We start from the raw sequence: 12,063 nt of genomic DNA, 5'->3' as shown, positions 1-12,063 counted from the left end.
CACAACAGAAGGCCGGATTGCCGATGACCGATGAGCCGGATTTGCCGCAAGGCGAGGCGCGCCATCAGCGCGAGACCACTTCCGAAGTGGTTGTCGATCTTCACGAATACAAGAACGCCAAGAACCCTCCCCCCATCACTTTCCATCGCCGCGAGCTGGACCAGATCCTCTGGGTCTACGGCCGCATGGTCGGCGAGGGCGAGTGGCGGGACTACGCCATCGATCACCTGAAGGACCGAGCGGTCTTCTCGGTATTCAAGCGATCGGGGGAGATGCCGCTCTACCGGATCGAGAAGAACCCGAAGCTGTCGACGAAACAGGGCGCCTATAGCGTGCTGAACATTCACGGCACGATCCTGAAACGCGGCCATGAGCTCGCCCAAGTGCTCAAGGTGTTCGACAAGGTGCTGAAGCTGGTGGAAACCTGAGGCATGCCGCGCAAATGTGCGTAGCGGCTTTGCGCGACATGCGAAATATCAAGATCTTAAAGCGCGAGGAGCGATCTGAAAGATCGCGATGCGCTTCAAGACCTGATCTGCAGCAGCAGCCCGGTGCGATGCGCGGCGGTTTCTGCCGGCGCCTGGCTTTGGCCTGAACGCAAGACGGACTGCAATCGGCGCACGCCGGGCCCGCCGTCTGACATGTGGGCAATCAGCTCTGATAGAGCGTGTCCGGATAGACATCTTCCGGTGGATCGCTCGCCTGCCCCTCGCCGAGCGCAAGCTGCATGATGGCCGTATCGAGCCAGCGGCCGTGCTTGAAGCCGGTCGCCTTCATCGTACCCTGAAGTTCGAAGCCGAGGGAGCGGTGCACCGCGATCGAGGCCGGATGGGCGCCGCCGATCACCGCGACCATCTGCCGAAAGCCGAGTTCCGTGCAACGACGGATCAGTTCGGCGAGCAACGCCCTGCCGGCGCCCTTGCCGCGCGCTTCCGGCGCCAGATAGATCGAATCCTCGACCAGGAAGCGATAGGCCGTGCGCGTCCGGAAGGCGGACGCATAGGCATAGCCGACGATCGATCCGCTGCCGTTGCATGCGACCATATAGGGGTAACCGTTGCCGACAATCGTCTCGAAGCGGCTTCGCATCTCCGCCTCCGAAGGGGGCACGATCTCGTAGGTGGCGACGCCGTTCAGAACGGACTCGCGGTAGATTCCGGTGATGACGGGAAGGTCCGCCAAGGTGGCGTCACGCAAACTCAAGGACATGGCGATAGACTGCATCTCGAGGTTTCGTCGTCCTTCACTCCCACGGAGCCGGGACGCGATCAACATATGACAACATATCTGGGCAACAAAAAAGGCGGCCGAAGCCGCCTTTTCCGTCATTCGTTTCGTGCTTAGTTGTTCCGGTTGCCCAGGAACTGCAGCAGGAACATGAACAGGTTGATGAAGTCGAGGTAGAGCGTCAGTGCGCCCATGATCGCCTTGCGGCCGGCAACGGTGCTGTCGTCGGCTTCGTAGTACATTTCCTTGATCTTCTGCGTATCATAGGCGGTAAGGCCAGCGAAGATCAGCACGCCGATCACGGAGATCGCGAAGCCGAGGGCCGACGAAACAAGGAAGATGTTGACGATCGACGCGATGATCAGGCCGAAGAGGCCCATGATCAGGAACGTGCCGAAGCCCGACAGGTCCTTCTTGGTCGTGTAGCCGTAAAGCGACAGGGCGCCGAACGACGCGGCCGTGACGAAGAACGTCTGCACGATGCTCTGGCCGGTGAAGACCAGGAAGATCGACGACAGCGACAGGCCCATCAGGGCGGCGTAGATCCAGAACGTCGTCTGCGCTGCGGAGACGCTCATCGAATTGATGCGGAAGCTCATGAAGAAGACCATCGCCAGCGGCGCCAGCATCACGACCCACCGCAGGGGCGAACCGTAGATGAGTTGGGCGAATGCCGGATTGGAGACGGCAAGCGCATAGGTTCCGTAAGCTGCCACGCCGGTGATCGCCAGCCCAAGGGCCATCAGGTTGTAGACCTTCAGCATGTAAGCACGAAGGCCTTCATCGATCACGGCACCCGCCTGAGCGCCGGCGGGCGACATTCGGGTTTGGTAGTTTCTCAGATCAGCCATTGTTTCCTCATTTAAGCTCCGGTGGAAGTTACGGTGTCGGGCGGCGAACGGTCTCGCTCTGAAAGGCTGGCTTCCACGCCCAGGCGCCGCTGCGGAGCTCCAGCATGCCTGTGGATAAATATGATGCCGAAACCGGTTGCGTACAAGACCCGAAGCCCCTGGATTCGAACGCATCCGGCCGTTTCCGGCAAGCTCGACGGGGATTTACGGTTAACTGCACGTACTCAGAGCTCGCGCAGGACCGGCGCCGCCTTCTGCCCGAGAATGCGCCACGTACCGGCAAGACCGATGCCAACGGTCATCACCAGGGCCCCGGCGACGGTCAGGATGGCGACATCCGGCAGGAAGCTTGACGGCAGCGTCATGATGCGGCTGACGACGAACCAGGCGGCAACACCGCCGGCAAACAGGGCGAAACCCGCGGTTGCAAGGCCGAGAATGGCATATTCGTAGCTGAAGGCCCGGATGAGGGTCGCGCGTGTCGCACCCAGCGTTTTCAGGACGACCGCATCATGGATACGGGCTCGGTTGCCGGCGGCAAGCGCACCGGCAAGCACCAGGACGGACGCGATCAGCGCCACCGCGGCCGCAGCCCGGATCGCCGTTGCCAACTGTCCGAGCAGCCCGTTCACGATGTCGAGAGCATCCTTCACACGCACGCTGGTTATCGTCGGATAGGCGTTGGTGACGGCTTTCAGCACCGCAGCCTCTTCTTCCGGCGTCGCTTCCGGATCGATGACCGTTGCCAGCCACGCATGCGGCGCACCGGCAAAGGTATTCGGCGAAAACACCATGACGAAGTTGATCGAAAGCGATTCCCACTCGACATTGCGGAAATTGGCGATCTTGGCGGTGATATTGCGGCCGAGCACGTTGACGGTCACGGTGTCGCCGATCTTCAGGCCGAGTTCGCCGGCCTCTTCCGCCGAGAAGGAGACCAGGGGCTCGCCGCTATAGTCGGCCGGCCACCATGTGCCCTCTGACAGCGTGGAGTTCTCGGGCTTGTTCTTGGCATAGGTGATGCCGCGGTCGCCGCGCAATACCCATTGGCCGCCGGGCGGCACGTTGCGGCTGTTCACGTCCTCGCCGTTGAAGGCGATAATCCGGCCGCGCAGCATCGGCACCTCGATGACCTTGCCCTTCGGGATCGTCCGCTTCAGCACCGAGCGGAAGCCTTCGATCTCGCTGCCCTGGATATCGACGAAGAAGAAGTTCGGCGCCCGCTCCGCCATGTTGCCGGTGAGTTCGCGGCGCAGATTGCCGTCGATCAGCGCCAGCGTCACGAGCAGCGCCAGCCCGAGACCGAGCGACAACACGACGGAAGGCGTGAGCGCGCCAGGGCGATGAATGTTGCCGATCGCCAGCCGCAGGGCCGGCGAGTTGACCCGCGGGCTGCGGCGCGCAAGCCAGGCGATCAACAGCGCGACGACGCGCAGGACAATGAAGGCAAAGGCGATCGCACCGAGGAACACCAGCGAAATATAGCGATCATAGGCCGTCCAGATCGCGAGCCCCGCCAGCGCGGCAAGACACGCGACCGCGCCCAGCAAATAGGGCCATGCCGGAAAGCCCGAGGGGTCGAAACCCTGCTGGCGGAAGAGCGCGGTTGCCGGAATGGCCCGCGCCCGCCCGAGCGGCAGGATGGCAAAGGTCAGCGCCGTCAGCACGCCGAACAGCGCGGCAAGACCGAGGGCGCCCGGATAGAGATGAAACTCGGTCGAGATCGGCAGCAGGTCGGCGAGGAATTGCGCCGCGACAAAGGGGATCAGCATGCCGAGGATCAGGCCGATCGCGATGCCGATCAGGGCGATCATCAGGATCTGTGCCAGATAGATCATCGCCACCAGCGAGGCAGGAGCGCCCAGGCACTTGAAGGTCGCAATGACACTGCGCTTCTGATCGAGATAGGCGCGCACCGCGTTGGCAACGCCGACGCCGCCGACAATCAGCGCCGTCAGGCCGACGAGGGTCAGGAATTGCGAGAAGCGGGTGATGTTCGCCGTCAGTGACGGCGCGGCGTTGGCGCTGGTGCGGATCGACCAGCCGGCCGCCGGAAAGCGCTTCTCGGCATCGGCACGAATGGCCGGAAGCTGTGCCGGATCGGCGACCTTCACCTTGTAGCTATGCTCGACAAGGCTTCCCGTCTGCACCAGGCCAGTAGCCGCAAGCGCCTCGGCCGAGACCATCAGGCGCGGCGCAAAGCCGAAGCCGTCGGACAAGGCGTCCGGCTCGCGGACGATCGTGCCGGTGATCCGGATTTTGGCGTTGCCGAGAAGGACTTCATCTCCGACCTGCACACCCAGGCGGTCGAGCAGCAGCGGTGCCACGATGGCGCCAAAGGTCTCGCCATCGCGCGCCAACAATTCATGCAGCGGGCGGTTCGGCCCGCTTTCCAGTGCGCCGTAGAGCGGATAGGCGGCATCGACCGCCTTCAGTTCGACCAGCGCCTGGTTGGAACCGTCGGGCAGCCGCGCCATCGAGCGCAGGCCGGCGGAAACCGCAACAGTGCCGAGCGTGTCGAGATAGGCCCGCTCGTCCACCGTCGCCACACGGTTGTTGAGTTCGAAGCGGATGTCGCCGGCGAGTAATTCCTGCCCCTGCGTGGCGATCGTCGCGGTGATCGATTGCGACAGCGAATTGACGCCGGCAATGGCCGCGGTGCCGAGCGCGATGCAGGCGAGGAATATGTAGAAACCTCGAAGTCCGCCGCGCATTTCGCGCAGCGCCAGGCGAAGGGCAAGAAGCGGCCGCAACCGAACCGATGACACGCCGTTCATGCCGAAGCCGCCTCCTGGCGCGGCGTCGCCACAAGCGGCTCCGCCTCGCCGCCGGCGACAATTTCGCCGGAGCGGACGCGGACCTGCCGCGCACAGCGTGCGGCAAGAGCCGCGTCATGCGTCACGAGAACGAGTGTCATGCCGCGGTCACGCTGTTCGGCGAAAAGCAGATCGGCGATCTGGCGTCCGGTCTCGGCGTCGAGGTTGCCGGTGGGTTCGTCGGCGATCAGCAGTTTCGGCGAAGGCGCCAAGGCGCGAGCGATCGCCACGCGTTGCTGCTCGCCGCCGGAAAGCTGGCCGGGATAGTGGCTGAGCCGCTCGCCGAGGCCGACGGCGACGAGTTCCTTGCGCGCGATCTCGAAGGCGCCTGGGACATTGGCGAGTTCGAGCGGCACCGCGACGTTTTCGAGCGCGGTCATGTTGGGGATGAGGTGGAAGGACTGGAAGACGATGCCGATGTTGCGCCCGCGGAAGTCCGCCACCCTGTCCTCGTCGAGCCGGTGCAACGGCGTGCCGTCGATGACGATCTCGCCGCTATCCAGCCGTTCGAGCCCGGCAAGCACCATCAACAGGGTCGACTTTCCCGAACCCGACGGACCGACGATGCCGACCGACTGGCCGGCATTGATCGTGAGGTTCATGCCCTTCAGCACGTGCACCGAGGCTGCCGCCTCCCCGAGGGTCAGATCCGCGTTTTTGAGTTCGATGATGGTGCTGGCCAAGGGAAACAACCCTATATGAACGAAATGGGGAACAGAAACGGCATTCGGGATTTAGGAACAGGCCCATGGCATTAAAAGGATTTCAACGGGTTTTCTTGGCACTGATGATGACAATTGCGTTATCATCGACAGCACGCGCCGAGACGATCAGCCTTGTGGGGTTCGGCGACAGCCTGATGGCGGGCTATCAGCTCCCGCCGCAGGACGCCTTCCCCACTCGGCTCGAAAAGGCGCTGAAGGAAAAGGGCCTGGACGTGACGATCGCGAACGCCGGCGTTTCCGGCGACACCTCCTCCGGCGGCCTTGCCCGCATCGACTGGTCCGTGCCTGATGGCACGAAGGGCGTGATCCTCGAACTCGGCGCCAACGACGCGCTGCGCGGCATTCCGCCGGAAGCCACCCGCAAGAACATCGAGGCGATGATCACCCGGCTCAAGGACCGAGGCATAGCGGTGCTGCTCGCCGGCATGATGGCGCCGCCGAACATGGGCGCGGACTATGCCGCCCGCTTCAACCCGATCTATCCGGAGCTTGCCGAAAAATATGGGCTGGAACTCTACCCGTTCTTCCTCGACGGCGTAGTGACAGAGGCGAAGCTCAAGCTGGAAGACGGCATTCATCCCAATGGCGACGGCGTCGGCGTGATGGTCGAGAAGGCATTGCCCGTGGTCGAACGCTTTCTGGCAACGCTGAATAAGACGGAGTGATGACATCGTCCACAGTTAAGAGAACGTTAATATTCGTAAGTGTCAAATACTAGTTGCGTGCAGACTCGATGCGTGATTCGCTGAGACATCTGCAAGAGATTCGGGGAGCTCGCCATGCCGAGACTATTCACCGCCCTCGAAATTCCGCGCAATGCAGCAATGAGTCTTTCGTTGCTGCGCGGAGGACTTCCCGGAGCTCGCTGGATAGATGTGGAGAATTACCACATCACCTTGCGCTTCATTGGTGACGTCGACTGGCGCACCGCCGACGAGATCATCGACAAGCTCGATCGGATCGAAAGACCGGAATTCCAGCTTCAATTGACCGGCACAGGCGCCTTCGGCTCCAAGAAACCGCACTCGGTCTGGGCCGGCGTCACCAACCAGCCGGAAATGTATGCGCTACAGGCCGAGATCGAACGCATCTGCCAGCGGCTCGGACTGCAGCCGGATCCGCGCAAGTTCACACCGCATGTGACGCTCGCCCGGCTGCGCTCCAGCCGCGTCGAAGATGTCGTCGAATACCTCTCCGGACGCGGCAACTTCATGACCTCGCCCTTCACCGTGTCGCGCTTCGTGCTTCTGTCATCGCGCGATTCGGTCGGCGGCGGGCCTTACCTCACGGAGGAGGTCTTCCCGCTTCACGAGGTGCGCGCGCCGAGCCTTACGAGCAACGACGAGCATCCGGCCTCGAGCATCTGGTAGAGCGCCTCGAAGGCTTCCGGTCCTTCGTAATAGGGATCCGGCACGTCCTGGCGGCGGCCTGAGGCATAGTCCAGGAAAAGATGCACTTTCTCTGCCGCGCCTTCAGGCGCCAGCCGTTTCAGCGTGCGGACATTGTTCTCGTCCATGCCGAGGATCAGGTCGAAATCCCGGAAATCCTCGGCCCGGACCTGGCGCCCGCGCAGGGCCGAAATATCGATCCCGTACCGACGCGCCGCCTGGATCGAGCGGCCGTCTGGCGGATCGCCGATGTGCCAGGCACCGGTTCCGGCCGAATCCACCTGCAGCGCCGATGCCAATCCCTTTTGCTCCGCCAACGCGCGCAGCACGCCCTCGGCCAGTGGCGACCGGCAGATATTGCCGAGACAAACGAAAAGAACTCTGACCGGTTTCATGCTATTCAAGTTCGACAGGACTGAAGTTTGGTGCGCATTTATACGCGGCAGCTACTGCATGTCTCCTTAAATCGACCTCGATTTGAGGACGAAGACATGCAGCAAATCAAAGTGCTACAGCGACCTTTGCGCGCCTCATGAGTCGCGCGGCGCTGTAGGCCTTCGAACAGGTCGACGTGTGGGAGAGAGACGATGACTGCGGAAAAGCTCGACGAAGCGACGATTGCCGAAAACCTGCACAAGATGGAAGGCTGGGTCAGGGCGGAGGACGGCAACTCGATCTGGAAGGCCTTTCGCTTCAAGAATTTCGTCGAGGCCTTCGGCTTCATGACCGAGTGCGCGATCGTTGCCGAGAAGCTCAACCATCATCCGGAATGGTTCAACGTCTACAATCGCGTCGACGTGACGCTGACGACCCATGACGCCGGCGGGTTGACGGAGCTGGACTTCAAGCTGGCGGCTCGGATGGACAAGGCGGCAGCGGGTCGCATGCCCGATCATTTGAAATAGCACGGCCACTCCCCATATTGAGCAATGCCGGAGCATCCGGCTTTCAGGCGAAATCGGATAAGGTGCTCTGGAATCAGCGGAAGCGGGACGATGGACGACGTCAAGATCGGTGAAATTCTCTTGCCTGGCGAGGAATCCGAGCAGGAGCGCAGGGAAAAGCGCGTGAAGCGGCGCTTCTGGCCAACCTTCCGCCGGGCTGCGCGGCAGATCCCCTTCAGCCGCGACCTTGTCGCCGCCTATTACTGCGCCATCGACCCGCAGACGCCGACACGGACCCGCGGTATCCTGCTTGCCGCACTCGCTTATTTCGTGCTGCCGATCGACATCATCCCCGACATGCTGGCCGTGGTCGGCTTTTCCGACGACGTCGCGGTGTTGACCGCGGCCTTCGCCGCCATCAGCGGCCAGATCAAGGAAACGCACTACACCAAGGCTGACGAAACCCTTGCCGATACTCCGCAAGATTGAAAGGAGATTGGCCTCCCGGGTTGTGGCGCCCCATTCCCGCCCAAAAGTCAAACTCTTGCCTGATTCTTTGTGGCATAGACATGCGAATGAGGCCGGTCGTGCGCTTTGGCGCGTTCGGCATCATTCAATGGCTTGGGGCAGGAATCCTTCCGGAACAGCATTCCGAAGTACCGCGCATCCGACATCGATCTTGGTTCGGCGATCGTACGAATCACCGGTCGAACGGCGCCGGACAATGGAGCAAATCGCTCCGTTTCGGGGCTAAACCCGCGGTTTTCGACCATCGTTGACGGTTTGGTAACCTGAATTAAGTCAAAACAAATTCAAATGATGACGACGCGTCGCCCGTCTGACCTGTTTCGGGTGATCGAAGAGCAAGAAAAGCGGCAGGACCTCATGTTTGTAAGAAAGATCGCAACCGCAATCGCATTCGTTCTGGCAACCGCCAGCATGGCTGCCGCCCAGTCTCCGACGCGCATCCAGCAGTTCAACGCCTGGGGCGCCTATTCCTACAACGCCGGCGGCGGCAAGGTCTGCTACGTCCTCTCGGTTCCGAAGGAAAAGAGCCCGGCCGGCGTCGACCACGGCGACATCTTCTTCCTCGTATCCCAGCGCCCGGGCCAGAACATCAGCTATGAACCGCAGGCGATGATGGGCTACCCGCTGCAGGAGAACTCCAAGGTCAACGTCGTCATCGACGGCCGCACCTTCGTGATGTTCACCAAGGGCAATTCCGCCTGGGTCGAAAACGCGGCGGAAGAACCGGCGCTCGTTGCCGCGATGAAGAACGGCAAGGCCATGTCGGTCAACGCCAAGTCGCGCAAGGGTACGGCAACCTCCTATTCCTATTCGCTCTCGGGCATCTCCGCTGCGCTGAAGCAGATCGAGGCCTGCAAGTAATCCCAGGCGTGTCCCGCAAACCTGTGCAGCGGTCTTGCGACACGGTTGCGTGACATCTGAAGGCGAAAACCCAGGCATAGGGCCGGCTGCGAAGCCGGCCTTCTGCGTTCCCGGGCCTGCCGCGTGACTCCTGGCCAAAACAATGCTAAAGCGCGGCCCAACTTGAGAGCCTCCGCGCCCCGATTGGCCGCTTTCGATGGCTCGACCGATTTCAATTCGCGCATCAGGACGATTTCCGGACCCGCTCTCCGGACGGCCTCACGCCGTACGACAGGACATCACGAGCATGGCAGCCACTGAAATTCTGAACCGGGTGGAGATCGTCAAGGCGCCGCAGGTGCGTGCAGCACCCCAGGCGGAAAAGCCGTCGTTGATCGGCCTCCTGCGCGAGGACATGGCAAAGGCGCTGGCCGAAAAGGGCGTGCCGGAGCGCCAGGTCAAGATGCGCGTCAGCCAGCTCTGGCATTGGCTCTATGTGCGCGGCGTCTCCGACTTCGACCATATGACGAACGTGTCGAAGGACATGCGCGAGATGCTGAAGCAGCATTTCACCATCGCACGGCCGGAAATCGTCGAGGAGCAGATCTCCGGCGACGGCACCCGCAAGTGGCTGCTGCGCTTCCCGGCGCGCGGCGCTGGCCGCCCGGTCGAGATCGAGACCGTCTACATTCCCGAGGAAGGCCGCGGCACGCTCTGCATTTCGAGCCAGGTCGGCTGCACGCTCACCTGCTCCTTCTGTCACACCGGCACGCAGAAGCTGGTGCGCAACCTGGCGGCCGAGGAAATCCTGGCGCAGTTGCTGCTCGCGCGCGACCGCCTCGGCGATTTCCCGGAGCGCGACACGCCGCAGGGCGCGATCGTGCCGGCCGAGGGCCGCAAGATCACCAACATCGTCATGATGGGCATGGGCGAGCCGCTCTACAATTTCGCTGAGGTCAAGACCGCGCTTCTGATCGCGTCCGACGGCGAGGGCCTGTCGCTCTCCAAGCGCCGCATCACGCTTTCGACTTCGGGCATCGTGCCGGAGATCTACCGCACCGGCGAAGAGATCGGCGTCATGCTGGCGATCTCGCTGCATGCGGTACGAGACGACCTGCGCGACCTGCTGGTGCCGATCAACAAGAAGTATCCGCTGAAGGAGCTGATGGAGGCCTGCCGCGCCTATCCGGGACTTTCGAACGCCCGCCGCATCACCTTCGAATATGTGATGCTGAAGGATGTCAACGACAGCCTGGAAGACGCCAAGGAACTGGTGAAGCTCCTGAAGGGCGTTCCGGCGAAGATCAACCTGATCCCGTTCAACCCCTGGCCGGGCACCAACTACCAGTGTTCCGACTGGGAGCAGATCGAGAAGTTTGCCGACTTCATCAACCAGGCGGGATACGCCTCGCCGATCCGCACGCCGCGCGGCCGCGACATCCTCGCCGCCTGCGGCCAGTTGAAGTCCGAATCCGAGCGCATGCGCAAGGTCGATCGCCTGGCCTTCGAGGCGATGATGATCGCCAATCACGGTGAAGACTGAGATCGAGAGAGACAGTAACAAGGTTCCACGGTCTCAAGCTTTGGGGATCGATGAAGAACTTTGATGAATGATCCAGTTCCTATCGATTGATTTCATGTCACCGGTTTCCTAAGAAGGCGGAAATCATTTCAGGAGGACAACCCATGCGCTCACTTCTCATCGCCCTTGCCGCTACGGTGGCATTCACCTTGCCCGCCCGTGCCGATGAGGTGACCGTCGCCGTGACCGCGATCGTCGAGCATCCGGCGCTCGATGCCGCCCGCGACGGTGTGAAGGATGCGCTGGCCGCCGCCGGCTACAAGGAAGGCGAAAACCTCAAGTTCATCTACGAGTCGGCCCAGGGCAACCCGGCGACCGCCGCGCAGATCGCCCGCCAGTTCGCCGGCGAGGGCCCGAATGTGATCGTGCCGATCTCGACGCCGTCCGCCCAGGCCGTGGTCTCCTCGACCCGTGACATCCCTGTCGTCTTCACCGCCGTCTCCGATCCGGTCGGCGCCCAGCTGGTCAAGGACATGGACAAGCCCGGCGGCAACGTCACCGGCCTCTCGGACATGTCGCCGGTCGCCGAGCACGTGGCGCTGATCAAGGAGATCCTGCCGAACGCCAAGTCGATCGGCTACCTCTACAACTCCGGTGAAGCCAACTCCGTTTCGCTGCTCGCCGTGCTCAAGGCGGAAGCCGAAAAGGCCGGCCTGACCGTCGTCGAGTCGGCTGCCACGAAGTCGGCCGAAGTCCAGGGTGCGGCCCGCGCTCTCGTCGGCCGCGCCGATGCGATCTACGTTCCGACCGACAACACGATCATCTCGGCCCTCGAAGGTGCCGTCGCCGTCGCCGAGGAAGCCAAGCTGCCGCTCTTCACCGCCGACACGGATTCGGTTGCCCGCGGCTCGCTCGCAGCCCTCGGTTTCAATTACTACGACGTCGGCAAGCAGACCGGCGACGTCGTCGTTCGCATCCTGAAGGGCGAAAACCCGGGCGACATCGCCGTGAAGGTCGCCGCCGGTTCCGACCTGGTGATCAACAAGAAGGCCGCCGAGAAGATGGGCGTCACCCTTCCGGCAAGTGTCGTAAAGCGCGCAACGCGCGTCGTTGAGTAAGGCTTTCGGCTTTTCAGGTTCAAGTTTGTTGCGTTTTGCCCGCCTCCGTTCCATACGGGGGCGGTTCGCTATGAGAGGCCTGGGATATCGAAGGCCGCTCCAAAGTTCTAAGCAGCATGGGCGCCCCGCCGTCGGGCGAATATGCCAGGCGGGAGCGTCGCGCA

13 protein-coding genes are annotated in these 12,063 nt (G+C 62.4%); 8 read left to right on the top strand and 5 right to left on the bottom strand.

The annotated features are described in order from the left end of the window. Positions 1–23: 23 nt before the first annotated feature. Complete coding sequence (locus tag ACQ5BM_RS19505; protein WP_065374081.1) at positions 24–428, top strand: DUF2794 domain-containing protein; 405 nt, start codon at positions 24–26, stop codon at positions 426–428. A gap of 223 nt (positions 429–651) precedes the next feature. On the opposite strand, the gene ACQ5BM_RS19500 is transcribed toward ACQ5BM_RS19505, so the two are convergent. The 4 genes from ACQ5BM_RS19500 to ACQ5BM_RS19485 form a co-directional block, all read right to left on the bottom strand. Continuing rightward, a complete protein-coding gene (locus tag ACQ5BM_RS19500) occupies positions 652–1,209 on the bottom strand; it encodes an N-acetyltransferase family protein (protein WP_429815219.1) in 558 nt (185 codons plus the stop codon). Positions 1,210–1,340: 131 nt separating this feature from the next. After that, positions 1,341–2,078, bottom strand: coding sequence for a Bax inhibitor-1/YccA family protein (locus ACQ5BM_RS19495; RefSeq protein ID WP_429814683.1), 738 nt, complete (start codon positions 2,076–2,078; stop codon positions 1,341–1,343). A gap of 224 nt (positions 2,079–2,302) precedes the next feature. Beyond that, positions 2,303–4,855 carry an ABC transporter permease gene (locus ACQ5BM_RS19490; protein ID WP_429814680.1) on the bottom strand — a complete coding sequence of 851 codons (2,553 nt, stop codon included), beginning with the start codon at positions 4,853–4,855 and terminating at the stop codon, positions 2,303–2,305. Next, the gene (locus ACQ5BM_RS19485) at positions 4,852–5,577 is read right to left on the bottom strand and encodes an ABC transporter ATP-binding protein (RefSeq protein ID WP_429814678.1); all 726 of its coding nucleotides are present in this window, start codon (positions 5,575–5,577) and stop codon (positions 4,852–4,854) included. The genes ACQ5BM_RS19490 and ACQ5BM_RS19485 overlap by 4 nt, the downstream gene beginning before the upstream one ends. A gap of 65 nt (positions 5,578–5,642) precedes the next feature. Here ACQ5BM_RS19485 and ACQ5BM_RS19480 point away from each other — a divergent pair, with 65 nt between their 5' ends. Both ACQ5BM_RS19480 and thpR read left to right on the top strand, forming a co-directional pair. Beyond that, a complete protein-coding gene (locus ACQ5BM_RS19480; RefSeq protein WP_429814676.1) occupies positions 5,643–6,284 on the top strand; it encodes an arylesterase in 642 nt (213 codons plus the stop codon). 114 nt (positions 6,285–6,398) lie between these two features. Further along, positions 6,399–6,989, top strand: a complete 591-nt coding sequence (thpR, locus tag ACQ5BM_RS19475) for an RNA 2',3'-cyclic phosphodiesterase (protein ID WP_429814674.1) — start codon at positions 6,399–6,401, stop codon at positions 6,987–6,989. Here the strand turns inward: thpR and ACQ5BM_RS19470 are convergent. Further along, positions 6,926–7,402, bottom strand: coding sequence for a low molecular weight protein-tyrosine-phosphatase (locus ACQ5BM_RS19470; protein WP_429814671.1), 477 nt, complete (start codon positions 7,400–7,402; stop codon positions 6,926–6,928). The genes thpR and ACQ5BM_RS19470 overlap by 64 nt on opposite strands. A 192-nt stretch (positions 7,403–7,594) precedes the next feature. Between ACQ5BM_RS19470 and ACQ5BM_RS19465 the strand changes: the two genes are divergently transcribed. The 5 genes from ACQ5BM_RS19465 to ACQ5BM_RS19445 all read left to right on the top strand — a co-directional run bounded on the left by ACQ5BM_RS19465 (position 7,595) and on the right by ACQ5BM_RS19445 (position 11,899). After that, positions 7,595–7,912: a 4a-hydroxytetrahydrobiopterin dehydratase gene (locus ACQ5BM_RS19465; RefSeq protein WP_113535363.1), complete on the top strand. Its 318-nt coding sequence runs from the start codon at positions 7,595–7,597 to the stop codon at positions 7,910–7,912. 90 nt (positions 7,913–8,002) lie between these two features. Further along, on the top strand, positions 8,003–8,380 hold the full coding sequence (locus ACQ5BM_RS19460; protein WP_429814668.1) for a YkvA family protein: 378 nt from the start codon (positions 8,003–8,005) through the stop codon (positions 8,378–8,380). Between the two features lie 396 nt (positions 8,381–8,776). Then, positions 8,777–9,280, top strand: a complete 504-nt coding sequence (locus ACQ5BM_RS19455; RefSeq protein ID WP_429814665.1) for an invasion associated locus B family protein — start codon at positions 8,777–8,779, stop codon at positions 9,278–9,280. A gap of 286 nt (positions 9,281–9,566) precedes the next feature. Continuing rightward, positions 9,567–10,802 carry a 23S rRNA (adenine(2503)-C(2))-methyltransferase RlmN gene (gene rlmN, locus ACQ5BM_RS19450; RefSeq protein ID WP_429814662.1) on the top strand — a complete coding sequence of 412 codons (1,236 nt, stop codon included), beginning with the start codon at positions 9,567–9,569 and terminating at the stop codon, positions 10,800–10,802. A gap of 143 nt (positions 10,803–10,945) precedes the next feature. After that, positions 10,946–11,899 carry an ABC transporter substrate-binding protein gene (locus ACQ5BM_RS19445; RefSeq protein WP_429814659.1) on the top strand — a complete coding sequence of 318 codons (954 nt, stop codon included), beginning with the start codon at positions 10,946–10,948 and terminating at the stop codon, positions 11,897–11,899. The last annotated feature ends 164 nt before the right edge of the window (positions 11,900–12,063 follow it).

The organism is Ensifer sp. B1-9, from assembly GCF_050474445.1.
Taxonomy (GTDB): Bacteria; Pseudomonadota; Alphaproteobacteria; order Rhizobiales; family Rhizobiaceae; genus Ensifer.
The sequence above is the reverse complement of the archived record's forward strand: the minus strand, read 5'-3'. Positions and strand labels throughout refer to the sequence as shown.

Excerpts from the sequence above, each read along its gene's own strand:
- ACQ5BM_RS19495 (WP_429814683.1), bottom strand. The coding sequence starts at position 2,078 with ATGGCTGATCTGAGAAACTACCAAACCCGAATGTCGCCCGCCGGCGCT.
- ACQ5BM_RS19455 (WP_429814665.1), top strand. The coding sequence starts at position 8,777 with ATGTTTGTAAGAAAGATCGCAACCGCAATCGCATTCGTTCTGGCAACC.
- ACQ5BM_RS19505 (WP_065374081.1), top strand. The coding sequence starts at position 24 with ATGACCGATGAGCCGGATTTGCCGCAAGGCGAGGCGCGCCATCAGCGC.
- ACQ5BM_RS19460 (WP_429814668.1), top strand. The coding sequence starts at position 8,003 with ATGGACGACGTCAAGATCGGTGAAATTCTCTTGCCTGGCGAGGAATCC.
- rlmN (WP_429814662.1), top strand. The coding sequence starts at position 9,567 with ATGGCAGCCACTGAAATTCTGAACCGGGTGGAGATCGTCAAGGCGCCG.
- ACQ5BM_RS19470 (WP_429814671.1), bottom strand. The coding sequence starts at position 7,402 with ATGAAACCGGTCAGAGTTCTTTTCGTTTGTCTCGGCAATATCTGCCGG.
- thpR (WP_429814674.1), top strand. The coding sequence starts at position 6,399 with ATGCCGAGACTATTCACCGCCCTCGAAATTCCGCGCAATGCAGCAATG.
- ACQ5BM_RS19490 (WP_429814680.1), bottom strand. The coding sequence starts at position 4,855 with ATGAACGGCGTGTCATCGGTTCGGTTGCGGCCGCTTCTTGCCCTTCGC.
- ACQ5BM_RS19500 (WP_429815219.1), bottom strand. The coding sequence starts at position 1,209 with ATGTCCTTGAGTTTGCGTGACGCCACCTTGGCGGACCTTCCCGTCATC.
- ACQ5BM_RS19465 (WP_113535363.1), top strand. The coding sequence starts at position 7,595 with ATGACTGCGGAAAAGCTCGACGAAGCGACGATTGCCGAAAACCTGCAC.
- ACQ5BM_RS19480 (WP_429814676.1), top strand. The coding sequence starts at position 5,643 with ATGGCATTAAAAGGATTTCAACGGGTTTTCTTGGCACTGATGATGACA.
- ACQ5BM_RS19445 (WP_429814659.1), top strand. The coding sequence starts at position 10,946 with ATGCGCTCACTTCTCATCGCCCTTGCCGCTACGGTGGCATTCACCTTG.